Source organism: Staphylococcus sp. FSL K6-0223 (genome assembly GCF_038008285.1).
This window is the reverse complement of sequence record NZ_JBBOYX010000001.1, coordinates 1195140-1221762: the sequence shown is the minus strand read 5'-3', so window position 1 is coordinate 1221762 and position 26623 is coordinate 1195140. Positions and strand designations below refer to the sequence as shown.

General features: G+C 29.2%; 33 protein-coding genes and 1 riboswitch. Of the genes, 3 read left to right on the top strand and 30 right to left on the bottom strand.

Features of this window, described 5'->3' with window-relative positions; genetic code table 11:
• Positions 1-14: 14 nt before the first annotated feature.
• The 9 genes from MHI13_RS06100 to MHI13_RS06060 form a co-directional block, all read right to left on the bottom strand.
• Positions 15-896 (bottom strand): polyprenyl synthetase family protein, encoded by an 882-nt coding sequence (locus MHI13_RS06100; RefSeq protein ID WP_019835216.1) that lies wholly within the window; start codon positions 894-896, stop codon positions 15-17.
• Positions 874-1104 (bottom strand): exodeoxyribonuclease VII small subunit, encoded by a 231-nt coding sequence (locus tag MHI13_RS06095; protein ID WP_017176254.1) that lies wholly within the window; start codon positions 1102-1104, stop codon positions 874-876. The genes MHI13_RS06100 and MHI13_RS06095 overlap by 23 nt, the downstream gene beginning before the upstream one ends.
• Positions 1097-2434 carry an exodeoxyribonuclease VII large subunit gene (xseA, locus tag MHI13_RS06090; RefSeq protein WP_145423117.1) on the bottom strand — a complete coding sequence of 446 codons (1338 nt, stop codon included), beginning with the start codon at positions 2432-2434 and terminating at the stop codon, positions 1097-1099. Before xseA ends, MHI13_RS06095 begins: the two co-directional genes overlap by 8 nt.
• A gap of 20 nt (positions 2435-2454) precedes the next feature.
• Positions 2455-2841 carry a transcription antitermination factor NusB gene (gene nusB / locus MHI13_RS06085; protein WP_017176252.1) on the bottom strand — a complete coding sequence of 129 codons (387 nt, stop codon included), beginning with the start codon at positions 2839-2841 and terminating at the stop codon, positions 2455-2457.
• 32 nt (positions 2842-2873) lie between these two features.
• Positions 2874-3233 carry an Asp23/Gls24 family envelope stress response protein gene (locus MHI13_RS06080; protein ID WP_017176251.1) on the bottom strand — a complete coding sequence of 120 codons (360 nt, stop codon included), beginning with the start codon at positions 3231-3233 and terminating at the stop codon, positions 2874-2876.
• Positions 3234-3245: 12 nt separating this feature from the next.
• A complete protein-coding gene (accC, locus tag MHI13_RS06075) occupies positions 3246-4601 on the bottom strand; it encodes an acetyl-CoA carboxylase biotin carboxylase subunit (RefSeq protein ID WP_017176250.1) in 1356 nt (451 codons plus the stop codon).
• Positions 4601-5077 (bottom strand): acetyl-CoA carboxylase biotin carboxyl carrier protein, encoded by a 477-nt coding sequence (gene accB, locus MHI13_RS06070; RefSeq protein ID WP_019835214.1) that lies wholly within the window; start codon positions 5075-5077, stop codon positions 4601-4603. The genes accC and accB overlap by 1 nt, the downstream gene beginning before the upstream one ends.
• Before the next feature lie 258 nt (positions 5078-5335).
• Positions 5336-5893, bottom strand: coding sequence for an elongation factor P (gene efp, locus MHI13_RS06065; RefSeq protein ID WP_002449752.1), 558 nt, complete (start codon positions 5891-5893; stop codon positions 5336-5338).
• Positions 5894-5920: 27 nt separating this feature from the next.
• A complete protein-coding gene (locus MHI13_RS06060) occupies positions 5921-6979 on the bottom strand; it encodes a M24 family metallopeptidase (RefSeq protein ID WP_049382014.1) in 1059 nt (352 codons plus the stop codon).
• Between the two features lie 100 nt (positions 6980-7079).
• Between MHI13_RS06060 and MHI13_RS06055 the strand changes: the two genes are divergently transcribed.
• Together MHI13_RS06055 and MHI13_RS06050 are read left to right on the top strand one after the other, a co-directional pair.
• The gene (locus MHI13_RS06055) at positions 7080-7661 is read left to right on the top strand and encodes a hypothetical protein (RefSeq protein ID WP_017176248.1); all 582 of its coding nucleotides are present in this window, start codon (positions 7080-7082) and stop codon (positions 7659-7661) included.
• A 16-nt stretch (positions 7662-7677) separates the two neighbouring features.
• Entirely contained in the window at positions 7678-7893 is a 216-nt protein-coding gene (locus MHI13_RS06050; RefSeq protein WP_017176247.1) for an SA1362 family protein, read from the top strand.
• A 51-nt stretch (positions 7894-7944) separates the two neighbouring features.
• Here the strand turns inward: MHI13_RS06050 and MHI13_RS06045 are convergent, their stop codons facing one another.
• Positions 7945-8775: a lipoate--protein ligase family protein gene (locus MHI13_RS06045; protein ID WP_145423119.1), complete on the bottom strand. Its 831-nt coding sequence runs from the start codon at positions 8773-8775 to the stop codon at positions 7945-7947.
• 150 nt (positions 8776-8925) lie between these two features.
• Between MHI13_RS06045 and MHI13_RS06040 the strand changes: the two genes are divergently transcribed.
• Positions 8926-9312 carry a rhodanese-like domain-containing protein gene (locus MHI13_RS06040; RefSeq protein WP_002449897.1) on the top strand — a complete coding sequence of 129 codons (387 nt, stop codon included), beginning with the start codon at positions 8926-8928 and terminating at the stop codon, positions 9310-9312.
• Positions 9313-9396: 84 nt separating this feature from the next.
• On the opposite strand, the gene gcvPB is transcribed toward MHI13_RS06040, so the two are convergent.
• From gcvPB to MHI13_RS05940, 20 genes are all read right to left on the bottom strand, one after another.
• Positions 9397-10875 carry an aminomethyl-transferring glycine dehydrogenase subunit GcvPB gene (gene gcvPB / locus MHI13_RS06035; RefSeq protein WP_017176245.1) on the bottom strand — a complete coding sequence of 493 codons (1479 nt, stop codon included), beginning with the start codon at positions 10873-10875 and terminating at the stop codon, positions 9397-9399.
• A complete protein-coding gene (gene gcvPA / locus MHI13_RS06030; RefSeq protein ID WP_019835697.1) occupies positions 10862-12214 on the bottom strand; it encodes an aminomethyl-transferring glycine dehydrogenase subunit GcvPA in 1353 nt (450 codons plus the stop codon). The genes gcvPB and gcvPA overlap by 14 nt, the downstream gene beginning before the upstream one ends.
• Before the next feature lie 16 nt (positions 12215-12230).
• Complete coding sequence (gene gcvT, locus MHI13_RS06025) at positions 12231-13322, bottom strand: glycine cleavage system aminomethyltransferase GcvT (protein ID WP_049415539.1); 1092 nt, start codon at positions 13320-13322, stop codon at positions 12231-12233.
• Between the two features lie 76 nt (positions 13323-13398).
• Positions 13399-13520, bottom strand: a riboswitch (glycine riboswitch).
• Positions 13517-14026, bottom strand: coding sequence for a shikimate kinase (locus MHI13_RS06020; RefSeq protein ID WP_049382011.1), 510 nt, complete (start codon positions 14024-14026; stop codon positions 13517-13519). (Overlaps the previous riboswitch by 4 nt.)
• 164 nt (positions 14027-14190) lie before the next feature.
• Positions 14191-14580 (bottom strand): competence type IV pilus minor pilin ComGF, encoded by a 390-nt coding sequence (locus MHI13_RS06015; protein ID WP_316616232.1) that lies wholly within the window; start codon positions 14578-14580, stop codon positions 14191-14193.
• A 299-nt stretch (positions 14581-14879) separates the two neighbouring features.
• Positions 14880-15314: a competence type IV pilus minor pilin ComGD gene (gene comGD / locus MHI13_RS06010; RefSeq protein ID WP_049382010.1), complete on the bottom strand. Its 435-nt coding sequence runs from the start codon at positions 15312-15314 to the stop codon at positions 14880-14882.
• On the bottom strand, positions 15304-15615 hold the full coding sequence (gene comGC / locus MHI13_RS06005) for a competence type IV pilus major pilin ComGC (RefSeq protein WP_017176238.1): 312 nt from the start codon (positions 15613-15615) through the stop codon (positions 15304-15306). The genes comGD and comGC overlap by 11 nt, the downstream gene beginning before the upstream one ends.
• Before the next feature lie 19 nt (positions 15616-15634).
• Positions 15635-16693 (bottom strand): competence type IV pilus assembly protein ComGB, encoded by a 1059-nt coding sequence (comGB, locus tag MHI13_RS06000; protein ID WP_048681721.1) that lies wholly within the window; start codon positions 16691-16693, stop codon positions 15635-15637.
• Positions 16671-17645 carry a competence type IV pilus ATPase ComGA gene (comGA, locus tag MHI13_RS05995; protein WP_049415532.1) on the bottom strand — a complete coding sequence of 325 codons (975 nt, stop codon included), beginning with the start codon at positions 17643-17645 and terminating at the stop codon, positions 16671-16673. The genes comGB and comGA overlap by 23 nt, the downstream gene beginning before the upstream one ends.
• A gap of 49 nt (positions 17646-17694) precedes the next feature.
• Positions 17695-18321: an MBL fold metallo-hydrolase gene (locus tag MHI13_RS05990; protein ID WP_017176235.1), complete on the bottom strand. Its 627-nt coding sequence runs from the start codon at positions 18319-18321 to the stop codon at positions 17695-17697.
• Between the two features lies 1 nt (position 18322).
• Positions 18323-18646: an MTH1187 family thiamine-binding protein gene (locus tag MHI13_RS05985; RefSeq protein ID WP_017176234.1), complete on the bottom strand. Its 324-nt coding sequence runs from the start codon at positions 18644-18646 to the stop codon at positions 18323-18325.
• Positions 18646-19632 (bottom strand): ROK family glucokinase, encoded by a 987-nt coding sequence (locus MHI13_RS05980; protein WP_002449785.1) that lies wholly within the window; start codon positions 19630-19632, stop codon positions 18646-18648. The genes MHI13_RS05985 and MHI13_RS05980 overlap by 1 nt, the downstream gene beginning before the upstream one ends.
• Complete coding sequence (locus MHI13_RS05975; RefSeq protein ID WP_017176233.1) at positions 19629-19832, bottom strand: YqgQ family protein; 204 nt, start codon at positions 19830-19832, stop codon at positions 19629-19631. The genes MHI13_RS05980 and MHI13_RS05975 overlap by 4 nt, the downstream gene beginning before the upstream one ends.
• Entirely contained in the window at positions 19816-21273 is a 1458-nt protein-coding gene (locus MHI13_RS05970; RefSeq protein ID WP_017176232.1) for a rhomboid family protein, read from the bottom strand. The genes MHI13_RS05975 and MHI13_RS05970 overlap by 17 nt, the downstream gene beginning before the upstream one ends.
• Positions 21273-21824 (bottom strand): 5-formyltetrahydrofolate cyclo-ligase, encoded by a 552-nt coding sequence (locus MHI13_RS05965; RefSeq protein WP_017176231.1) that lies wholly within the window; start codon positions 21822-21824, stop codon positions 21273-21275. Before MHI13_RS05965 ends, MHI13_RS05970 begins: the two co-directional genes overlap by 1 nt.
• Before the next feature lie 210 nt (positions 21825-22034).
• Entirely contained in the window at positions 22035-22184 is a 150-nt protein-coding gene (gene rpmG, locus MHI13_RS05960; RefSeq protein ID WP_002449881.1) for a 50S ribosomal protein L33, read from the bottom strand.
• A 122-nt stretch (positions 22185-22306) separates the two neighbouring features.
• Positions 22307-24352 (bottom strand): peptidoglycan D,D-transpeptidase FtsI family protein, encoded by a 2046-nt coding sequence (locus tag MHI13_RS05955; RefSeq protein ID WP_070548465.1) that lies wholly within the window; start codon positions 24350-24352, stop codon positions 22307-22309.
• 130 nt (positions 24353-24482) lie between these two features.
• On the bottom strand, positions 24483-25085 hold the full coding sequence (locus tag MHI13_RS05950) for a superoxide dismutase (protein ID WP_017176229.1): 603 nt from the start codon (positions 25083-25085) through the stop codon (positions 24483-24485).
• A gap of 229 nt (positions 25086-25314) precedes the next feature.
• The gene (locus tag MHI13_RS05945; protein ID WP_070548467.1) at positions 25315-25737 is read right to left on the bottom strand and encodes a Fur family transcriptional regulator; all 423 of its coding nucleotides are present in this window, start codon (positions 25735-25737) and stop codon (positions 25315-25317) included.
• 3 nt (positions 25738-25740) lie between these two features.
• Positions 25741-26586 (bottom strand): metal ABC transporter permease, encoded by an 846-nt coding sequence (locus tag MHI13_RS05940; RefSeq protein ID WP_049336102.1) that lies wholly within the window; start codon positions 26584-26586, stop codon positions 25741-25743.
• Between the last annotated feature and the right edge of the window lie 37 nt (positions 26587-26623).

Sequence of the window (26623 nt, the reverse complement as noted above, 5' to 3'; positions counted from 1 at the left end):
AAAAACTCTAACTATTAATGGTCACGTGAATAAAATAAATCTACAATTTCTAGAAGCGGTTCAACATCATATTGTGATTTCAATTGATTAATTGCATCTATTGCAGCATCTTTATGATATTTTAGTTTTTCTTCAGCGCCTGATTTACCAAGTAAAGAAACATAAGTACTTTTATGGTTTTCTACATCGCTTCCCACTTTTTTACCCAATTTTTTCTCGTCACCATAAACATCTAATAAATCATCTTTTATTTGAAACATTAGGCCTAAGTGTTCACTGAAACAATCTAATGTATTTAAAGTTTCATCATTTACATTGGCAATATCCGCAGCACTTAAAATAGAAAATTTTAAAAGAGCTCCAGTTTTTGCCTTATGAATTTGCTCTAGAGTATGTAATTCTATTGGAGTATTCTCACTATCCATATCTAAGGTTTGGCCACCGACCATGCCGAGATTGCCACTATCATGTGCTAGTCTTGAAATAACTTTTACTTTTGTTTCAGCTTCTAAGTTTTTATCATTTGCAATTAGTTCAAATGCTTTTGTTAGTAAGGCATCTCCCGCTAAAATCGCTTTCCATTCTCCGTACACTTTATGATTTGTTAATTTTCCTCTTCTAAAATCATCATTGTCCATTGCAGGCAAATCATCATGTATAAGTGAATAAGTATGAATCATTTCTAATGCCAGTGCGGTTTGTAACCCTTTTTTATAATTTTCATTTAACACTTCTAAAGTGAGTAATACAAGCACTGGACGAATTCTTTTACCACCAGCATCAAGTGAATATTGCATACTTTCCTCTAGTTTAGTATTTAATGGAGACGATTTTATAATACCGTCAAGATTATTATTTATAATTTCAATCAATTCATTCATTGATTTCTTCAACATCATCTTCATCCTTTGTTTCTTCTTTGATTAATTGATTTACTTTATTTTCAGCATCTTTCAAAGTTTTGTCACAAGCAGATGATAATTTCATACCACGTTGATATAAATCAAGAGATTCTTCTAATGAAACAGTTTCATTATCTAACTTTTGAACTATACTTTCTAATTCTTTCATCATTTCTTCAAAACTTTGTTGTTCTTTACTCATCTTCACACCTTACTTTCTTAACTATAGCATCTATATTACCGTCTTTCATTGATAATGTGATTTCATCTTGTTCATTTAAATCGTGTGTGCTTGTAATGACTTTATTATCCTTATTAACAATTGAATATCCTCTTAACATTGTATTAGTTGGACTAAGTTGATTTAATTGCTCAATTTTATTTTTTAAATTAGCTTTATTATGATTAATTAAGTTATATGTTAAATTTATTAATCTATTTTCATTATTACGGCTCATTTTTTGATATTGTACAATTAAATCATTTAATCTTCTTAGATTAAAATGTTGACGCAATACAGTGATATTGTTTCTATTTTTTTCAATATTTAACGTTAAACGTTGTGTTAGTTTTTTCTCTAAATCGTCTCTTCGTTGAATCTGTTGATCATATAATAATGTAGGTTGCTTAAATTTATAATATGATGACAAATAATCTAATTGTTTATGTTGTTTTTCTACTAGTTGTTTAATACTTTTAGTAAGAGAAAATCGATACTGATGTATTTGTTGAATGAGTTCGTACTGATCTGGTGTAGCGATAACAGCAGCTTGAGTAGGTGTTGCTGCTCTCATATCTGCTACAAAATCACTAAGAGTAAAATCAGTTTCATGTCCTACAGCTGAGATAATTGGTGTATGACACTCATATATAGCTCGAACAACTTCTTCTTCATTGAAATTCCATAAATCTTCAATAGAGCCGCCTCCACGGCCTAAAATGATGGTATCTACTCCTAAAGTATCTGCATACTTAATTTTTTCAATAATGTCATTTTTAGCATTAATACCTTGCACTAATGTACTAATTGATATTTTTTCTACTAGAGGGTATCTACTATCTATGGTAGTGTGAATATCTCTGATTGCTGCTCCAGTATCAGCTGTAAGAATAGCAATTTTTTTAGGAAATCTAGGGATTGCTTTTTTATGATTTTGATTAAAAATTCCCTGCTTATTTAGTTTTTCTTTTAATTGCTCTAGCTTTTGGTATAAATTTCCTATACCATCAATTTCCATTTTATTAACATAAATTTGATAATTTCCTCTACGTTCATAAACTGAAACTCGAGCTTCTAATAAAACTTCGTCTCCTTCTTTAGGATCAAATGTTAGTTTAGAAGCATTTCCCTTAAACATCATAGCACTTATCACACTATTTTTATCTTTCACATTAAAATAAAGATGACCACTAGAATGTTTTTTAAAGTTTGAGAGTTCACCTTTTAAGAGGATAGATTGTAAGTGGGGATCTTGATCAAATTTATATTTAATATATTTAGTTAAAGTAGAGACACTTAAATATTCTGACATGATTCATCACTCAAATATGTTTATTTTATATTACTTAAGACACCGTTTATAAATTTATAATGACCTTCATCACTAAATTGTTTTGTTAGCTCTACTGCTTCATTAATGATGACTTTAGGGGGCGTATCACTATGAAGCAATTCAAAGGTAGCCATTCTTAAAATAATACGATCCGTTTTTAATAATCGTTGTATAGACCAGTCTTTTAATTTTGGTTCAATTGTTTGATCTAAAACTTGTTCATGATCTTTCACTCCTGTAACAAGCCAATGAATGAACTCAAAATCTAAGTCTGGATAATCGTCTTTTATAAAATTTATAGCTTCATTGATTGTTAAATCTGTATTTTTCATTTCTAGTTGAAACAATGTCTGAAATGCTTGTTTTCTTGATTCTTTACGACTCATAAGAAACTCCTTTGTATTATGGTAACTTTGATTTATTCAGCTGTAATGTGCATGATATGAATGTTAATTTCTTTGGGTTCGATAGCAGTCATTGTTTTAATGGAATTAAAAATAGAAGTCTGAATTTTACTTGCAACTTTAGCTATTTTTATTCCATGTTTAATAGAGCAATAAACATCAATATGAATACCATCATCTTTAGTATTAACTTTTAAATTTTTATTTAAATTTTTACGACTTATTTTTTCAATATTACTCTTTCTTAGTTCATAAAAATGCCCAGTCACTCCTTCAACTTCAGAAACAGCAATACTTGCTATTACTGAAATAACTTCTGGTACAATTTCTACTTTACCTAAATTAGCATGTGAATAATCTGCTACATTTACCATTGTTTTATCCTCCTATTCACTCTCAGCCATAATATTATACTTTTCTAAAAAGTTTGTATTATAATCTCCAGATTTAAAAATATCATTATTCATTAATTTAAGATGGAATGGAATTGTTGTATCTATTCCTAGAATTAAATATTCACTTAGTGCTCGAATCCCAGTCATTATTGCTTCATCTCTGGTAGGTTCATGCACAATCAATTTTGCTACCATTGAGTCATAATAAGGTGGAATCGTATAGTTTGTATAACATGCTGATTCGATTCTTACTCCGTATCCTCCTGGCGCAAGGTATTGTGTAATTTTACCTGGTGAAGGCATAAAATTTTTATAAGGATTTTCAGCATTAATTCTATATTCAATGGCATGGCCATTTATTGTAATATCATCTTGCTTATAAGGTAGCGGTTCTCCCATAGCAACTTTTAATTGCAATTTCACTAAGTCTACACCGGTTACCATTTCAGTAACTGGATGTTCTACTTGAATTCGTGTATTCATTTCCATAAAATAGAATTTATTTTCATTTAAATCATATATGAATTCTATAGTACCAGCATTTTCATAATTCACTGCTTTAGCTGCGCGAATAGCGGCTTTACCCATCTCTTTACGTTTTTCATCTGTAAGTATTGGCGAAGGTGACTCTTCTACTAATTTTTGCATACGTCTTTGAATTGTGCAGTCACGTTCGCCTAAATGAATTACATTACCGAATTGATCACCAATCACTTGAATTTCAATATGACGGAAATTTTCAATGAATTTTTCTAAGTATAATCCACCATTACCGAAAGCTGTTTGCGCTTCTTGTTGTGTCATACGGTAACCATTTTCTAAATCGTTCTCATTTCGTGCAACGCGAATTCCTTTACCTCCGCCACCAGCAGTAGCTTTAATAATAACTGGATATCCTATCTGTTTAGCCACTTTTTTAGCATCTTCAATCGAATCAATTAATCCATCACTTCCTGGTACTACAGGCACGTTAGCTGCTATCATTTCAGCTTTAGCTACATCTTTAATACCCATTTTTTGAATGGATTGATAACTTGGTCCAATAAATTTTAATTGGCAAGCTTCACAAAGTTCAGCGAAATCACCATTTTCGGCTAAAAAGCCATAACCTGGATGAATTGCATCACATCCTGTTGAAGTCGCTATAGATAGGATGTTTGGAATATTTAAATATGAATCTTTAGACTGAGTTGGACCGACACAATATGCTTCATCAGCGATTTGAGTATGTAATGCATCTTTATCTCCCTCAGAATATATAGCAACAGTTTGAATACCTAAATCATGACAAGCTCTAATAATTCTAACTGCAATCTCACCACGATTTGCGATTAATACTTTTTTCATTATTTCACCTTAAATAACGGCTGGCCATACTCTACCATTTGTCCGTCTTCCACTAAAATTTCAACGATTTCTCCTGTGACTTCTGCTTGAATTTCATTAAATAATTTCATGGCTTCTAAGATACATACAGTTGAATCATTAGTGACTTTATCCCCAACTTGTACATAAGCTTCCTCTTCAGGTGATGGAGATTTATAAAAAGTCCCTACCATCGGGGCATTAATTGTTTCGTAGTTTGACATTTCATTTTCTTGGTTTACTTCACTAGTTTGAGACATTTCATTTGCCATTGGTGTTTGTACAGATGGTTGAGATGCCATCACTGTTGGTTGTTGTGAATATTGAGGCGTAATAATTTCAGTTTCTTTTTGTTTTTTTAAATTAACTACGCTACCTTTATTATCTTCTATATTAATTTCAGTTAAACTTGATTCATCAAGAATTTGAATTAATTCTTTAATTTCTTTAAAGTTCATAATTTAATGACTCCTCGACTTAGTTTTCATCTACCCATCTATTTTACTTGAGTGTGAAAATCAATTCAAGCGTGTTCATTTAACTGAGATCTAACTTATGATTAAAAAAGTATATAAGTAATTATAATATAGTAAATTTATATTAAAACTTAGATACTAAAATATTGATTATTCTTTTTCATTATTTATATAAAAACAGGTTAATCCATAATTAAATATGCATTAACCTGTTTTAATTTAAATTTTTAAAATTATTAATTATGCTCTTGAAATGTAACTACCATCGCTTGTATTAATAACTAACACATCGCCTTCGTTAACGAATAATGGTACATTTAAAGTATAACCGGTTTCAACTGTAGCAGATTTTGTAGCACCAGTTGCAGTATCACCTTTAATACCTGGCTCTGTTTCAGTAACTTCAAGTTCAACAGTTTTTGGTAATTCAATACCAATCGTTTCACCTTCATATGACTGAATTTGAACTTCCATATTCGCTTTTAAATATTTTAATTCATCTTTTAAGTAATCGCCAGATAATTCTGTTTGATCAAATGTTTCATTATCCATGAAGACATGAGTATCTCCATCAGCATATAAATATTGCATACGACGATTTTCAATCATCGCTTGTTCTACTTTTTCACCAGCTCGGAAAGTTTTTTCTTGAATAGCGCCTGTTCTTAAATTACGTAATTTAGAACGAACAAAAGCAGAACCTTTACCTGGTTTTACGTGTTGGAAATCAATTACTTTCCAAATTCCATTATCTACTGAAATAGTTAAACCTGTTTTAAAATCATTAACCGAAATCATTCAGTTTCCTCCTCAATTATACGCTTACTATAAAATAATAAGGTCTTTTGTGCATTTAGTAAAGACTTCACACCCATTTTCAGTAATTAAAATGTCATCTTCTATACGCACTCCACCAAGACCATCTACATAAATACCTGGTTCAATAGTAACACAATTATTAACTTGAACTGTATCATTAGTATTTTTAGATAATACTGGACCTTCATGAATATCCAAACCAATACCATGACCTAAAGAATGACCAAATTCATTACCATAACCATGTGCTTTAATATAATCTCTAGATAATGCATCAACTTCCTTAGTTGTCATACCTGGCTTGATTTCTTCAATTGCCTTTATTTGAGATTGAAGCACGATATTATAGATTTCTTTCAATTTTTTATCAGGTTCACCAATCGCAAATGTTCTAGTAATATCTGAACAGTATCCTCTATAATATGCACCAAAGTCAAGAGTAATCATGTCACCTTTTTCGATTACTTTATCACTAGCAACTCCATGAGGCAAAGCCCCTCTATAACCAGAAGCAACGATTGTATCAAATGATGGACCATCAGCGCCTAGTTCTAACATTTTACTTTCAAGCAATGCTTTTAACTCTCTTTCAGTCATTCCAACTTTTGCAATATTTAAAATGTAGTTATAAGTATCATCCACGATCTTAGCCGCATATTTTATTTTAGCGATTTCTTCAGGTGATTTAATTTCTCTAATTTTTTCAATGGCATTGCCTATACTTACGTACTTCGTATCAATTTGGCTTAATTCTTGAAACGTATCATAGCTAACTAAATGACCTTCAAAACCTACTGTTTTATACTGCTTGTTTTTTATAATTTCTTTTATCTCATCAATAATCCCACTACGTCGATTTACAATTTCAAAGTGAGTGGCTTGATTTGTGGCTTGTTCAATATAACGGAAATCTGTAATCAACTTATTTTCATTATTAGAAATGATTAAAGCGCCACTTGTTCCAGTGAAATCAGAAATATAACGTCTATTATAGTCAGATAATATAACAAGAGCATCAAGATTTTCACTTTTTAATATATGACGAACTTTAGCTAATTTATCCATTTAACCCACTCCTTGTATAACGTTTGTACATTTTTATTATATACATTAAAATAATAACATACTTAAAATATTAAAGATATTTTGATTTAGGGAGATTTACATGAAAAGATTATTAACGATTTTAGGAGCTTCTTTGTTTTTGGTTGGCTGTGGCTCTCAAAATTTAGGACCTTTAGAAGATAAAACAACCAATTTAAGAGATGAGAATCATAATTTAAAATTAAAAATTCAACAACTAAATCAAGATATAAATAATCAAAAATCTCAGTTAGAAGCATTAAATAAAGATAAAAAGAATGTATCTAAAACTGTTGATAATAATAATGAAGCTAATTTTTTACAAGCTTCTTCAAATTATTATCAAGATATTGCTAAGATTATCGATAAATTTAATCAACTTGATTTAAATAAAACTAAAAAAGATGATAAAAATCAAAATCTTGAAAAGCTAAATTCATTATCAAATGATATAGATGATGCCTACAGCAAATATAAAAGTGATACAGATAAAAGTAATATATCAAATGATAATACTAACGAAGATAAAACTATTAAACAAATAAACAAAAATCTTCAATCTGCTTTTAAAGATATTAAAAATGGCTATGAATCTAACAATAAAAAGAAAATAAATCAAGGTAAGATGAAGTTATCACAAATTAATGTTTCTAGTAGTTCATAAAATAGGAGTTTTTTAGTTGAAAAATATTATATTTTATTTCGTTTTAATTATAGCAGCTATAGGTTTACTGCTAAATCTAAATATTTTTGTAATGTCGTTCATGAAAACAATTTTCACACTTATAATGATTGCTCTTATTATTTACTTTATCTATTATTTCTTCTTCCTTACAGAAGATCAGAGAAAATATCGAAGAGCAGTCCGAAAATATAAAAAAAGACAAAGAAAATAAAAACAAGGAGGTTCAAGAGTATTAGTACTCTTAAGCCTCCTTGTTTTATATCTATTTTTTATATAACCACTCTTCTGAACGATATTTTTCTTCAAGAACTTTTACTTCGGCTAATTGATTTTCAGTTAGAGATAGTGGTTTAAATTCGATATTTAAACCTTTTTTAAATCCTTCTTCAAATGCTTTTTCCATTTCTTCAATAGAGATGTGTCTATCTGATATATCATTTATTGCTACAGCTTTATCTACAAAAGCTTTTTTCATTTTTTCTTTCAAGCGATCATTCTTAAAAATAAACATATCAAATAATTCGTCTACATCTACATCTTGAAGTAGTGACCCATGTTGAAGAATAACACCCTTTTGACGTGTTTGTGCACTACCTGCAATTTTACGTCCTTCAACGACCAATTCATACCAACTTGGGGCATCAAAGCAAACGGCACTTCTTGGTTGTTTTAATTTTTCTCTCTCTTCTTTAGAACGTGGAATAGCAAAATAAGCATCAAATCCTAATAATTTAAAGCCTTCTAAAAGTCCTTCTGAAATGACACGGTAGGCTTCAGTAATTGTAGAAGGCATATTTGGATGAGATTCAAGTACGATAACACTATATGTTAATTCTTTGTCATGTAGAACGCCTCTACCACCAGTTTGACGGCGAACTAAACCAAATCCTTTTTCTTTCACTTTATCGATATCAATTTCTTTTTTTAATCTTTGAAAATAACCTACAGATAAGGTAGCAGGTTTCCAAGTATAAAATCTAACTACAGGATCAATTTCCCCTCTTGAAACAAAATTTAATAAGGCTTCATCCATTGCCATATTATAATAAGGATCATGGCTCCCAGTATTGATAAAATTCCATGTTTCAGTCATATAAAAACTCCAATCACAACTTAATTTATATAAATTCAACGTTAATGTTACTTTAGAATGTATTAGAAATATGAAACAATAAAAAATTTTTGATAAATTGAGCTAACACCTTTATAATTAATAATAACGGTTAATTAGGGAGGATGCAATATGAATGTATCTTTGATTATAGCATTAATAATTATAGTTTTAATAATCCTTTACATGGTTGGAAATTTCTTTCTTAATCGACGAGCTGTAACTGAACTAGATCAAAACGAATTTCATAAAGGTTTAAGAAAAGCTCAAGTCATTGATGTACGTGAAAAAGTTGATTATGATTATGGTCATATTAATGGTGCTCGCAATATTCCAATATCTATGTTTAGACAAAGATTTCAAGGTTTACGTAAAGATCAACCTGTATATCTTTGTGATGCAAATGGTATTGCCAGTTATCGTGCTGCTCGCATTTTGAAAAAAAATGGATATAAAGATTTATACATGCTTAAAGGCGGCTATAAAAAATGGACTGGTAAAATTAAAACTAAAAAATAATTATCAGAAATAAAACTCTCAAGAAATTTCTTGAGAGTTTTATTATTTCTGATAATTAAATCATTCATTAAATTATTTATAATATTAAAGTTTTTCTTGATGTAAATCTTCAAATTTAAGAATTGGTTTACGAGCTGCAGTTGTTTCATCCAATCTATCAATGATAGTTGTATGAGGTGCTTCTAATACTTTATCAGGATCACTTTCAACTTCATCTGCAATTTGAAGCATTGCATCAATGAAGTAGTCTAAAGTTTCTTTAGATTCAGTTTCGGTTGGTTCAATCATCATACCTTCTTCCACATTTAGCGGGAAGTAAATTGTTGGTGGATGTACGCCAAAGTCTAGTAAACGTTTTGCCATATCTAGAGTACGGACACCATATTCTTTTTGTTTAGATCCACTTAAGACAAATTCATGTTTACAATATTGTTCATAAGGGATTTCATAACGATCTTTTAATCGAGCTTTAATGTAGTTCGCATTTAAGACAGCTGCTTCAGACACTTCTTTTAATCCTTGTGCACCCATCGTTCTAATATACGTATAAGCTCTTAAATAAATACCAAAGTTACCATAAAATGGTTTTACTCGACCGATTGAATTTTCAATATCATTATCATATTTAAATGTATCACCGTCTTTAATCACCATTGGTTTTGGTAAATAACTTGCTAATTCTTTTTTTACGCCGACTGGACCTGAACCAGGGCCACCACCGCCATGAGGACCTGTGAATGTTTTATGCAAGTTTAGGTGCACAGCATCAAATCCCATATCTCCAGGACGAACTTTATCCATAATAGCATTTAAGTTTGCTCCATCGTAATAGAGTAACCCGCCTGCTTCATGAACAATTTCACGAATGTCCATAATATTTTTCTCAAAGATACCTAAAGTATTTGGGTTAGTTAACATAATAGCAGCGGTATTTTCATTAACGACACGCTTTAAGTCTTCGATATCAACTTCACCGCGTTCATTAGATTTAACAGTTACTGATTTAAATCCGGCAAATGAAGCTGATGCAGGGTTTGTACCATGTGCAGAGTCTGGAACAATAACTTCATTACGATGGCCCTCACCATTTTTTATATGATATGCTTTAAAAATCATTAAAGCTGTCCACTCACCATGAGCACCTGCTGCTGGTTGTAGAGTTACTTCATCCATACCTGTAATTTCTTTTAGTTCTTCTTGTAAACTATAAATAATTTCTAATGAACCTTGAATTTGTTCTTCCTCTTGTAGTGGATGAGATTCTGCAAATCCAGAAATACGAGCAACTTTTTCGTTGATTTTTGGATTATATTTCATAGTACAAGAACCTAAGGGATAAAATCCAGAATCTACCCCAAAGTTTTTATTCGAAAGTTCCGTGTAATGACGTACTAAATCTAATTCTGCCACCTCAGGAAACTCTGCTTTATTTTTACGAATAAATTTATCATCTAAAATACTCTCAACAGAGTCTGTTTTAATATCACTTTGTGGTAAAGAATATGCATATCTACCTTCTCTAGATCTTTCAAAAATTAATGGACTAGATTTACTTACTACCATTTAGCTCACCAGCTTTCTCAACAAATGTATCAATCTCTTCTTTCGTTCTTAATTCAGTAACGGCAATTAACATATGATTGTCAAAGTCTGATGAAGCTTCACCTAAGTCAAAGCCTCCGATGAAACCATGTTCTGCTAATTTTTTATTTACATCTTTGATAGGTTGATTAAACTTAACAACAAATTCATTAAAAGATGTACCATCTAGGACTTCAAAACCGTTGTTTTTAAATTGATTTTTAGCATAATTAGCATGTTCTAAGTTTTGAACCGCAATATCATAAATACCTTGTTTACCAAGAGCTGACATAGCAATTGAGGATGCTAAAGCATTCAATGCTTGATTTGAACAAATATTTGATGTGGCTTTATCACGACGAATATGTTGTTCACGAGCTTGTAAAGTAAGAACAAACCCTCTATTACCTTCATCATCTTGCGTTTGTCCTACTAATCTGCCAGGAACTTTACGCATTAACTTTTTAGTAGTAGCAAAGTAACCACAATGAGGACCGCCAAATTGAGTAGGAATACCAAATGGTTGTGTATCACCAACAACAATATCTGCTCCAAATTGGCCTGGAGGTGTTAAAACGCCTAATGCTAATGGGTTAGAATAAACAATGAATAACGCTTTTTTATTTTCAATATAAGAATGAATTTTTTCTAAATCTTCAATTGATCCATAGAAGTTAGGATATTGTACAGCAACTGCTGCAGTATCATCATCAATTGCTTGTTCTAATTTTTCTAGGTCAGTAATCGTTCCATTTAAATCAACTTCAACAATTTCAAATTCTTTTCTTACTTTAATATACGTTTTTAATACTTGTAGAGCCTGATAATGGAGACCTTTAGATACTACAATTTTGTTCTTTTTAGTATGATTAAAAGCTAATATACAAGCTTCGGCAAAGCTAGTTATGCCATCATACATAGACGAATTTGCGACATCCATTTGAGTAAGTTCACAAATTAATGTTTGGAATTCAAAAATTGCTTGTAGTTCACCTTGAGAAATTTCAGGTTGATAAGGTGTATAAGCAGTATAAAATTCAGAACGAGAAATCATAGCGTCTACTACTGCAGGTGTGTAATGATCATATACTCCTGCACCTAAAAAACTCACATGTGTTTCTTTAGTAATATTTTTATTTGCAATAGTATTCAATCTTCTTAAAAGTGAAGTTTCAGCTTCTGCACTATCTATATTCAAATCTCTATTAAGTAAAATATCTTTTGGAATATCTCCAAAGAGCTCGGTAATTGAATTTGCTCCAATTGTTTCTAACATTTCTTTTTTATCTTTATCAGTTAATGGTATATAACGATGACTCACATTGCACACCCCTTAGTTATTTTTCGATTTGATTTTTCTTAACAATTTTAGCTTTTAATTGTCTTTTACGAACTTGAACTAGTAATTCTTTACCTAACTCAAATTCATCACGATCAATAATAGCCATAGCAATTGATTTTCCTGAAGAAGGTGATTGAGTTCCTGAAGTAATTTCACCTATTTCTTTTCCGTCAAGATTCATTACTGTATAACCCGTTCTTGCAATGCCTTTATCTATAAGTTCTAAACCTACAGTACGTCGTTTTGACCCATTCTCTTTTTGATCTTTTAAAACAGATTTACCAATAAATTCATCTTCAATTAAAGGTTTAGCAGCAAAAGCAATTCCACCTTCATAAGGCGTAATTGATTCAGTGAGATCTTGTCCATGAAGAGGTAAACCAGCTTCTAATCTAAGTGTATCTCTTGCACCTAAACCACAAGGTACAACGCCTTTATCAATAAAACCATTCCAAATGTCAACTGTATCATTTGAATTACAATAAATTTCAAAACCATCTTCACCTGTATATCCAGATTGAGATAAGATAACATTTTTTCCAAAAATAGTTACATTTTGTTTGAATTCAAAAGGCTTCATTTCACTTACATCAATATCAACAAGTTCACTTACTAAAGTTCTTGCTTGAGGGCCTTGAACCGCTAATTGACCATACTGTTCAGACACATTTGTTACAGTAGCATTAAATTTAGATTGATGTTTTTGAATCCATTCGAAATCCTTATCAGTATTGGCTGCATTAACAATTAATAAGTATTTGTTATCAGCAATTTTATATGTTACTAAATCATCAATGATACCACCCTCATCATTACATAAAGCTGTATATTGAGCTTTAGTTTCAGATAATTTAGTAGTATCATTTGAAAGTAAATATTGAACAAATTTACTAGCATTTTCACCTTCTATTAAAATTTCTCCCATATGACTTACATCGAACATACCTACTTTGTATCTAACTGCGTTATGTTCTTCTTTAATACTAGTAAATTGAACAGGCATAGCCCACCCACCGAATTCAACTATTTTAGCACCACTATTTACATAAGTTTCATATAATGGTGTCTTTTTTAATTCGTTTGTCATTTAAAAACCCCCTATTTTTTTATAAAAAAAGCAGAGTAGCAGAAGCTACCCTGTCTAAATAACAAATCCAGGACTGCGTAACAGTATTATCCTTTTGCCTGAGAGTTTCGTAGTTTACTTGCACCTTCGGCGATAACATGACATAATTTCAAAACAACTATAGAATCAGTTCAAGTTATTCTCTCTAATACTGATCATTCGCATGGTATATGATTTAAAATTGTTTTATATACACATTCAATTGTTTTACTACTATCTACTTTTGTGGATGCGATTTCATTATATCTTGAAACTCTCGATAAATACAAGTCTTTTAATTGTTTTTCACTTTTGTTTTTCGCATTTGGTCTGTGTGGATCATTAGCAATTCTATTATAGATAATATCTATATCACAATCTAACCAAATAACTGTTTTATTTTTTAAAAGTGAGATAGAATTATCGTTTTCTATAATTCCTCCCCCGGTTGATATAATATCATATTTACCAATACAATCATTTAAATATTTATACTCTAACTTACGAAATCCTTTTTCACCAATTTCATTAAAAATATCTGGTATTGTTTTAAATTCTTTCATTTCTATATATGTATCTAAATCAATATATGAATAGTGTAATTTTGAAGCCAAATATTTGCCAATAGTACTTTTACCAGTACCCATAAAGCCTGTTAATATAAGTGGTAAATAAGAGTGAGTCATCCTAATCACCTCTCTTAAGTTTATCACTTATTATACTATCATAATATATTTGAATATTATGTATTGTTTTTAATTTTATACTATATTGAGCAGAATAAGTAGATATAATTATCAAATATATACTAAGAATAAATAATGTATAGCTACTTATATATCCTTTCATTTTATAAAAATAAGTTTTTTTCATAGTAGTCGTTTTTATCACCTATTTTTAGTTTTAATTTTATGATGTTAGAAGGTAAAATTTGAAATTCTGCATTGATGACGTTATTTAGTAAAACGATATTGCCATTCCCATTAATTTTGTAAAATAGTTTGTTGTTTTTAAATTCTATATAATCTTTAGACGATTCATTATCAATGATAATTGTATGTTTATCCTTAATTATAAGGGCATGATGCTTTTTCGAAATAATTTGAGTTATATTTGTCTGAAAAAAAGCATATTCTGTTTGATAACTATTATATGACTCGTATAAATAGGAATGAGTCAATTTAATTAATTGAGGAAAAAATGTTAACATCATTGTTGTTAAAAATAATGAAACTAACATTTCTATTAAAGTGAATGATTTTAATTTAATATTTAACGCATGATTCGATTTCAGTTTCTTTGTGAAGTCCACATATTTTGTTGGAATAAAGTTTAATATGATAATCACCTAAATTTATACCTTTTGAAAGGGTTTTTTTATCATAATGGTTGATACTACTCATTATGGTTTGCTTGATTTCAATAATTTGGTATTCTCTTTTTAATGTATGATTTAAACTGATTAGTAGTGGAATTAAAGTAAAAACTATAGTAGTGAATATATACAAGCTAAATAAACTATCGATGAGTAACACTGCTTTAAATTTTAAAATATCTAATTCTTCCTTTTTCAATATTAATAATCAACTTATATTGATGTTGATTGATTTTCAATATTAAAGAGCCAAACTGATTTATTCTTCCTTCTTTATTAAAAGTAATTTTCTCTAAATTTCTAACTTCAACTATTTTTCCATCTTCAATATTGTAGTTGTACCGCCCACCATGTGCTTCTATTACTTTTATAATTGAGGAATGTTTTGAAATTAACAATGTAATAGATTGATGATCACGCATCGCTTTAGATTTAAAATATTCTAATTGATTAACAAATTGTGTTGCTTTTAAATCGTCTGACAAAGAAATATTGTTAAATACATTTACCCTTAAAGTTGCATTAAGTAAGATTGTTAAAATCAAAATGATTAACAAGCTCTCTATAAAAGTGAATGCTTTAATATTCTTACTCTGCAACTGCTTCTCCATTTTTAATACTGATAGTTTCTCCAGACTTACAAGATGATTGCCCTTGTTTTATAAACCCTTCAGTTACTAAGTCCTCAATAGAATTAGGAACTCTATTATGTTTTAAAGTATAAGCTTCAATTTGACTATTGACCATTTTCACTTGTGCTTCACATCCTGTTGATTGAATATGTGACATTTGTTTAGCTATATTCGGAATAATAAGAATGAGTAAAACACTAATTATTAATAGTACAAGTAACATCTCAATTAAAGTAAAAGCTTTTAATTTATTTTTGAATTTTTTCATAAAAAACCTCCATTTTACTTTACTTAATATTTTGCATAAGTTGGAACATGGGTAACATAATCACTAGATACAAGCTGACTATAAAGGCTCCTAAGAATATAAATACGATAGGTTGGATAATTTTTGACTGTTTTAAAGCTGTTTGTTGGAGCCTTTGAATTAATATTTGACAATACATTTTCAACTCAATATCTAATTTATTATTTTTCTCACCTTGCTTAATAAACTGTATTAAATCATATTGATAACATGGTATTTTAATCAAAATATTGGGTAAATTAATGCCTCTATTTAGTTCATTTTGAATAACGATACCAATATAATTCAAAAATGAGTTGTTTTGTAGATGAATGTACATATCTACGACTTGTTGAATACTAATACCATTTTTATAAAATAAAGCTAAATCATTAGCAAGTTGATATGTTTTTATAGTCGAATAATAAAAACGTACAATTGGTATGTAAGAAATGAATGTAAGTTTTTTGGATATATCTAATTTATTAAGAAAGATAAATATAATGATGGATAAAGTTAGTAAAGTAAAAAAAACAAAAAGAAAAATTTGCGGTAAATGACTAATTAAATATGTAATAATAGTTTGTGATAAATTGAGTTTAACATCCATCATTGAATACAGATGTTCAAATTGAGGTAAAACTGTATAATTTAATATACTTAACATAGTTATAAATATTGCAATTAAAATGATGGGATATTGAATAGCTTTTAATATTCGTTGTTTAGCTTGAAGATTTGTTTTTAAATAATTCATTGCTTCCTCTAGTGCTTCATTTATATTCCCATATTTCTGCGCAAATTGAATTTGAGTGATAATAGATTTAGGATAGCCTATTAATTCTAATATTTGATCGCATTCTCCTCCTGTTTTTATTATTTTAACTATCTTATTTGCTATATCTTTATTTTTATAATTAAAATACAAATTTATAAAATTAAAACTTTCTAATAATGTAAATCCACTTTTAAGTAAGTTATTCAAATTATTTAGAAGTATAATTTGTTGGTTTTCATTAAGAACTTTAGAATGTTTGTTAAATATATTTTTCAACCACATCTTCACATATAAGACCTTCTTTCGATAGCGATAACAATTTTTCTTTTAAATTATTAAATGTCTTAGGAAGCGTATGGTTATGTTCAAAAAAATATTGAATTTGATTATTTGTAATAGACTCACAAACAAGCTTTCTTTGATTTGAAGTAGTTGTAACTAATCTTTGATTTGAAATAACATTTATTGCTTGTGAAATTTCTTGAACACTAATCCCCATCTCTAACAATCTGAGTATTGCGCCCTTACAATTGCTTGAATGCATAGTAGTTAACACTAAATGACCACTTAAACTTGCTTGAATAACACATTTTGCCACTTCAGCATCTCTAATTTCACCAATTAAAATAACATCTGGATCACATCTTAATATTGCTTTAAATGAACTAACATAATCTATACCGGCTTTATGATTTACTGACACTTGTGTTATGCCTTTTAATAATTGTTCAACAGGATTTTCAATTGTAATAACATTTAAATTTAATTCTTGAAAAGCATAGAGTACTAATTGATACATCAAAGTACTTTTACCTGAACCTGTTGGACCAGTAAGTAAAATGAGACCTTGCTTTTTATTCATTAGAGATTTAAAGTCATTAAAGTCCTTATACTCTCTTTTAGAAGTGAAATATTGAGGGATAAGTCTAATAACACAACTTTCTATTCCTAATGACAAAGGTAAAGTAGAAATTCTTAAATAAAATATTGATTTAGCATGATAAGTATATCTACCACTTTGAGCTATTTGATGTGTTGATACATCTAAATTTGCTTTAAATTTCATATAAATTAATAATTTTTCATAAATGTCATTACTAAACATTTCATATGTCTCTAATATATCATTCACTCTGAATTTAATATGTACTTTATCCTCTGAAGGAATAAAGTGTACGTCACTTGCATTTTTTGAAATTGCTTTATTAATTATTTCTTGAAATAATAATTTCAAAAAAACACCTCCTACATATATAAACGTAAGAGGTGTTTAAATTACTTTTTTATTGTCCATCTAAATATGGATTGAGTTGTTCGTCATCTACCGTAGTGTATTGACCATGACCTGGGAATAAAGGCAAATCTCCGTCTAATTCAAATAATTTATCCTTAATTGAGTCTACTAATGTTTCATAGTCTCCTCTATATAAGTCTGTTCTTCCAATACCGTTATTAAATAATGTATCTCCTACTACTGCAAAATCGTCAAAAACGTAAGTTAAACTTCCTGGCGAATGACCTGGTGTATGAAGAACATTGAATTTAAATTCATCGATTGTAAAATTACCTTCATCTAAAGCAATTGGTTGAGCTTTACTAGTAGTGAGTGGCATACCATATTGTTTAAATTTTGAAGAACCATTTTTTTCAGGATCAGTTAAGAAAGAAAATTCTTCTTTATGCATATAAACAGGTACATCATATTTGGATAATACATCGTCTAAAGCACCAATATGATCAAAATGAGCGTGTGTAAGTAGTATTGCTTTTAAAGGTTTATTGATTTGATTTAATTTCTTAAATATTTTATCAGATTCTCCAGCAGGATCAACTAATAATACACTGTTATCGCTTTCTACAAAATACGCGTTTGTATCAACTAATCCTAAAGATAAATTAGAAATTCTCATATTATTCACCTTGTTTATCTAAATGTTTTTGAACAGATTTTAATTTATCATTCATTTTACGAGACTTATCTCTTCTATCATCAATACGGATATTTGTACATACTCTATCTAATCCTTTATCAAATGGTAATTCGTGAATTGCTTGAACTACTTCAAATAAATCTTTAAGATCACCTTCGATAAGCGTATTCATAGGGGTTAATTGATAGTCAATTTTACCTTGCTTTTTAAATGCTTCTAGTTTCGTTTGGATTTCTGCAATATATTTACTAACACTAGGACCTTCTGTTCCGACTGGTATAACAACTACATCAATAATAGCCATTATTTAACACCATCCTTTTCAATTATATATGTTTTTATTAGTCCAGCAGCACCAGTGATACCAGCATCATTTCCAAGTTTTGCTTGGACAATTTCAGTATCTTTTTGAGCAGGAGTAAATGTTAAATTATGATATTCTGTTTTAATATTTTCAATTAATATTAATCCAGCTGTAGACATTCCTCCACCTAAAACAATATATTTAGGATTGCTTGTAGCACTAATTATACTACATAAATAAGCGATATGATTTGCGACCTTCTCTGTTATAAATATACAGAATTGATCTCCTGCTTTTGCTGCATCAAATACAGCTTTAGCAGTTACTTTATTCTCTTTTATAAGTGATAAAATAGATGATTTAAAAGTTAGTTTAGGATAATAAAAATTGACTAAATTAACCACTCCAGTAGCTGAAGCAACAGTTTCAATACATCCTGATTTGCCACAATTACAATTAAAACGTTGATCAAAATCAGTTCTAATATGACCTATTTCTGCACCTGAACCATTATGACCATGTACAATTTCACCATTTGAAATGATGCCTCCACCAAGACCAGTACCAAGTGTAATAGCAACTACATCATTTGCACCTTGACCAGCACCTTTATGCTTTTCACCCAGTGCAGCTACATTTGCATCATTATCCACATATACAGGACAATCTATAAATTCACTAAAAATCTCTCTCACATTTACATTTCCAGGCCAATGTAAATTAACAGCCCCATGTACGATTCCCGTTTCAAAATCAACAGGACCAGGAACTCCTATACCAACTCCGATAACATTTTGAAGATCAAAATGATAAGATTCAGTTGCTTCTTTAAAAGAATCAAAGACTTGCCTTAATAAAGTTCGACCTGTATGGTCTGAAGTATCGGTTTCAATAGACCATTTATGTAATCGTTCTAATTTTGTATCAAAGATACCAAGTTTACATGTTGTTCCACCTATATCAGCTGCTAAAATAATATTTTTCATTTATGCTCATTCCTTCTTTGATTAATTATTAAAATACATTTTAGATATTCTTCATTTGTTAAAAGATCATAATTGTAAAGAGAACGTATTTCTTGTTGCATCATTTCATACATATCTTCTTTATCTTTAAAATATATAATAAAACCATAACGTTTCAAAAGTTGCAAGACATCATAAAAATTGTTAATTTTTCGATTCATTACTATCTTTCAATTCTTTTTCTAAATTTTTATAGCTTTGGTTATTGGCATCAATTTTCAAAGCTTTTTTTATATATTTTAAAGATTTATCGTTATCATTTAATGCTCTATTAGCTATGGATAATTCATAGTTTAATAATGCAGAGTTAGGATGACTTCTTAGGCCTCTTTCCCAATCAGCCATTGCCTCTGCTTTAGAACTTTTAGTAGCAGTTATTAAACCTTTTAAGTAATATGTTTCATCATCATCGTATCCTTTATTGATTGTATGTTCAACAATTGATAAAGCATCATCATAATTATAGGATATCATTTCGTCTTTAATAAGTTTATCGTAAATATTTTCTTCTTTAATTGAAAATATTCTAATTTGTAATAAAACAAAAAGTACTAATAATAAAATTAAAAATAACCAAAATAAATTACGATTTTCATGAAAATAATAGCCTATTAATGTAATAAGGATACCACCTATGAAACCACCTAAATGAGCCATTAAATTAATATTCGACATAAATAGCGAGACAAAAATCAATATTAATACAACAACTAACAATTGTATTATCATTTTCTTATTAAAAGTCTTACTTAAGTACATCATCGTTAAAATAGCCCCTATAAGACCAAAAATGGCTCCACTTGCACCAACAGATATTGTACTTATATTAAAGGATAACGAAGCAAAGTTTCCAAATAATCCAGAAATTAAATAGATACCTAACATTTTATATGGACCAACGATCGTCTCTACAATTTTACCAAAAATGAATAAAGATAGCATATTCATTAAAATATGTTCAAAATTAAAATGTAAAAACATCGAGGTAATAAGACGGTACCACTCTCCGTGCACTACATTGAAGTGTACTAATCCCCCAACATCTAGTAGCTTAATATCTGAAAAATGATTTAGATAAATCTTCATATATAACCATACTAGGACATTTATAGCTATAAGTGTATAAGTCATTGGTGAAAATATCATCATATACTTATCAACAAGGTTCGTATTAAGTACACGCTTTTTATAATCTAACGATGATTTTTTATCTTTTTTATTAACGCGTTTTTTTAAAATAAAATTAGGCATTGTATTTTCTAAGTCTTTTTCATTAGTGATACTATGATAAATCAACTTAGTAGGATGCGTTTCATCGAAATTATCAATATTCATCGATGTTTCTAAAAAGTAGAAGAACTCAACTTTTTTAATTTTAAATCCTAACTTTTTTTGTAAATTCTCTTTATGATCATTTATTTTAGATTTGTCGAAGCGTATCTCTTGAGTTGAACTCACTTCTTTTCTAAATACAATAAGTTCTTCTTTTTTTTTATTGAATAACCAAATTTCATTTGTATTTTTATCTGTGTGTTCTAATTTATAGTTAAAATATTTGATCCAATAATAAATTGATTTCCAATATAGTTTATCAATATTCATTAATTCCTCCCAAATTTAGTGTTACATATAATTAAATTATCTACAGGTTGATCATGTTTTTCCACATCGAAATCTGATATTTGGAAGTCATATATAAGACTAATTGAGTTAATATCGTGTTGATTTAGAAATTTATCATAGTAACCTCCTCCGTACCCTATACGAAAACCATTTGTTTGAAAAGCTACTCCAGGTACAATAAGTAAATCCATGTCATTACTAATAGATGTATCTTCATTAACATAATTAATGCCTTTATCATCGGTAGCTATTGATGACAAATCTAATAGTTGTTTAAAGTTCATATTACGACTTCTGTAATCGGTATTGGGCACAAAAATTTGTTTTCCATTATCTAAAGCGAAATTAATAATATTGTATGTATTAATCTCGTGTGGCATAGACAAAAATATACCGATACGATGTGCATTTTTGAATTTTTCGTTTTCAATTAATTGTTTCATTAACCAAATATCAGCTTTATGCTTACTTTTTTTATCAAAGTCTTTCATTTGTGATAAGATATTTTTTCTAATTTGTTTTTTACCCATTCTTTCTCCCATCCTTTAATATATATTATAACGTTATTATATAGTGATGTCATTTGTGATAATTCAAATTATTTTAAGTTAAAAAATTATATTAATTTATATAAAATAAATATAGTTGTTGATTATATATTTAGGATTATTAATAGTTGAATGAGCTACTAAAGTAAAAAAGGTTGGAACAATTTTGTTCCAACCTTTTTACTTTTAATATTATTTAGTTTCACGATGTAGAGTTTGTTTGTTATCACGTGAACAATATTTTTTCATTTCAATACGTTCAGGATTGTTTCTTTTATTTTTAGTAGTAATGTAGTTTCTGTCACCACATTCAGTACAAGCTAATGTTACGTTTACGCGCATGATTATACCTCCTTACCTTTTCTAAATACGACTTTATTATCATACCACTTAGACGATTAATTGAAAAGTATTAATTTTTACTAGTGTTAAATAGAAAAGCATCTTATCAACGGTTATTCAAATTATTTTTCATTTTTAAAGTAGTAATTAATGATATCTCTTCCTAAATCTCCCCCATTTAACCATGGTGGTGGAACAGGTTGATTAGTATATACGATAGAAAAAGCTAATTTAGGATCTTTAACAGGCGCATAACCTATATATGTTGAGTTAACTCTAGGTTGTCCATTTTGATAAACTTCAGCAGTACCAGTTTTACCAGCTGATGGAACAACAGTTTTATGGAAGCTTGCATAGCCTGTACCATCTTTTTCATTGAAAGCCATCTTGAATCCTTGTTTTACTTCATCTATCTCATCTTGAGAATTATTGACTTTATTTAGTATATTACCTTTAATTTTATCTTTTACAGGTCCTACCTGATCACTATTTGTTGCGTCATGTATAGCTAAACCAATGTGTGGTTGTACTCTGTAACCATTATTTGCAATTGTAGATATATATTGTGAAAGTTGAATAGGTGTATAAGTATCATATTGACCTATTGATAAATCTAAATAATTGCCTGGATTATTAGTTAATGGTTCAATTTGACCAATTGTTTCATTTGGTAAATCGATACCTGTTTTAACACCTAATCCTACTTGATTTAGACCTTTTCTCAGTTTTTGACCAGCTTCTTCAATATTATTAGGTAAATTCATACCACTTGAGTAAGGATCACCAGCTAGTCTTAAAGCAGTTTTAAACATATATACGTTTGAAGAATGCATTAATGCTTCTTTGTCGTTAATTAGGACTTTGCCATTTTGGTTAAAGTAAGAACGTTTAGTTAGTCCGCCACTAAAGTGTAAAGGTTCATCAATCATTTCTTCACCGACTTTGATAGTATGATTTTGATAACCAGTTAATAAGGTTGCTCCTTTAACAGAAGAACCGACTGCAAATTGGCCAGTAAAATTACCTAAATCATAATCTAGCAGTTCACCCTTTTTATCAATTTGTCTTCCAGCCATTGCAAGAATATCACCATTTTTAGGATTTTGAACAACTACAAGAGCATTGTCCATGTTTGTTGCTCCTTGACTACGTAGTGTTTTTATTTCATTTTCTAATAGAGACTCAACTTTTTTCTGTAAATCAATATCAATGGTTAGTTGTAAATCATTTCCGCGTGACCCAGGGTTAATCACTTTAGAACTAATAACTTTACCAGATTTATCAGTAGTGTATTTCAACTGTTTCTTTTTACCACGTAGAATGTCTTCATATTGATATTCTAGATAAGCTTTCCCAACCCTGTCATTTCTAGAATATCCTTTTGCTAAATACTGTTCAGTTAATTCTTTAGGAATACCCTCAGAAGGTGTAGAGACACTACCAAATATACTTCTTAAAGTTTCACCATATGGATATTTTCGATCCCAATCCATTGAAGTATTGACACCAGGTAAATTATCCAATTGTTGAGAAACAGCAGCATATTCCTTTTCACTAACATCTTCATTTTTTATCATTTGCGGATCAAGTGTAGATCCAGCTGACATTTCTCTGTATATAGCTAATACTTGTAAATCATGCTTAGATAAACTATTTAATTGAGTTTTTGTAATTTTACTATGTAATTGTTTATCGTACTGTTCTTGACTTATGCTACCATTGTTAAGCATAGTTGTTTCTTTTTTCATTAATTTATTAACTTCTTTTGGATGATTTTGGATCCAAAAGTCTTGTTTATCTCGCTTTGTAATCTTATCAGTATTCATTGTAATGAGTTTAGCTAATTTTTTAGCGGTGTTTAACATATCTTGTTGACTGGTTTTTCTAGAACGAGTGTAGGTAATTGCTAATTTCGAAGCATTATCAACTAAAATTTTGCCATTTCTATCTAGTATTCTTCCTCGTGGTACGGATTCATTGACAGTAATATTCTCATCATTTTTCACTAATTGACTATAATGTGCACCTTGTGCAATTTGTAAATATCCTAGTCTTAGGACAATTAATACGAAAATCAAAACAATTGCACCAAATATAAAACTAATTCGTTTATTCATCGTATGTTTTATTTTTTCATCATTTGATTTTTCTTTTAATCTTTTAAGCAAGACAACCGACCTCAATTATTAATCATGTATACGTATAAATGATATATGAAATTGTATAATTTTTCTATATTTTTCATAAAAAAAAGTGATCTCCCAAAAAGAGACCACTAATAAATACTTTTTTTATTTATTATTTTGTAGCAGCATTGTATAACTCGTCTACTTTTTCCCAATTTACAACATTCCAGAAAGCACTGATATAATCAGGACGTTTATTTTGATATTTAAGGTAATAAGCATGTTCCCAAACATCTAAGCCTAAAATTGGAGTTTTTCCTTCAGTAATAGGGTTATCTTGATTTGGAGTAGTAACAATTTCTAATTTTCCATTATTTACTACTAACCAAGCCCAACCTGAACCAAAACGTGCTGCAGCTTTATCAGCGAATTCTTTTTTAAACTCATCTAAAGAACCCCATTGTTCTTTAATTTTATCAATTACAGTACCTTTTTCTTCAGAATTAGGAGTTAATAATTCCCAGAATAATGAGTGATTTAAATGACCTCCACCATTATTACGTACTGCTGTTTGAATATTTTCAGGTACACTATCTAAATTTGCAACAATTTCTTCAATTGATTTAGATTCTAAATCAGTACCTTCAACTGCAGAATTTAATTTTGTAACATAAGTGTTATGATGTTTGTCATGATGAATTTCCATTGTTTCTTTGTCGATATGTGGTTCTAATGCATCTGCTGCATATGGTAAATTTGGTAATTCAAAAGCCATAAATAATCATCCTCCTAAATTATCTTTACATAAATAATAACAAGCTATGTGATGTGCAACAAATCATTTGCTCTAAATATTATTCACATAGTTGTCACATTTCTTATTATACTCTTCTTATATCTCATTTTAGTAGTTTTTAAACATATATTTCAATATTAGTAGAAATTCAGACTTTTGACCTATAAAAAACTGAGACGCTTACTTACGTCTCAGAACATTTCTCATTTTAATTTATACCTTTATTATGGCAAGTTTCACATATACCATATACCTCTAATTTATGAGTATGAATATCTACATTAGGTAGGAATTGCTTAACTTGCTCAATTGGACAAAAATTTATTACTTTTGTATCCCCACAATTTTCACATATAAAATGATGATGATGATGATTAGTACAAGCGATTCTAAATTTCATTTCTCCATCTAATTCTGTACTTTCAACAATATTTAAATCTTTAAAAAGATGAAGATTACGATAAATAGTATCAAAAGATATACCTGGATAATCATTGTCTAATTGTTGTTGTATATATTTAGCATTAATATATTTATCTTCATTAACAAAGATATTAATCATATCTTCTCTTTTCTTAGTATATTTTAACCCATTGTCTTTTAAAATTTTAATAGCGTCATTTGTATTCATAATTTAATGCTCCTTTTTGGCAGTTCGTTTAGTTTTCTGTAGTAACATCGTTATTCCTAAAATTAGAACTAATAATACCACGATGACACCACCAGGAGATATATTAATATAAAATGCTAAGGTAAGCCCTAGAATAACAGAACATTCACCTATAATAATACTTAAGATAATCAACTGTTTAAATCCTTTAGTTAATCGCATTGCTATAGCCACAGGTAAAGTAATTAATGCACTCACGAGTAAAATTCCTACTACTCTCATTGATGCAGAAATAACCATAGCAACAATCGTTATAAATAAAAACTGAATCCATTTTGGAATATTAATAACCTTACTATATTCCTCATCAAAAGATAAAATAAATAATTCTTTGTATAATAAAAGAATGAATAATAATACGACGATTGAAATAATCGTAATTGTGATTAAGTCACTTAAATTTACAGCACTAATTGAACCGAATAATAACCCAACAATTTCTTGATTGAACCCATCAGCTAGAGAAATAAAAATTGCACTTAATGCAATTCCTGCACTCATTATAATTGGAATTGCAATTTCTTGATAGTTTGAATATGAAGTTCTTAATTTTTCTATAAGTAAAGCTCCAACTATTGCAAAGATTATACCAAACCACATAGGGTTTATAAATGCTAATGCTGGTGATAAGGTAATAATAAACATTCCAAACGAAATACCACCTAGTGTGACGTGACTTAAAGCATCAGCAATTAATGATAATCGCCTTACCACTATAAATGCACCAATTAAAGGTGCAATAAAACCAATCAATATCCCACTTAAAAGTGAATATCTCATAAAATCAAAATTTAACAATGCTTCAATCATGATATTCACCTCTTAATTCAATCCATATACTTATCAT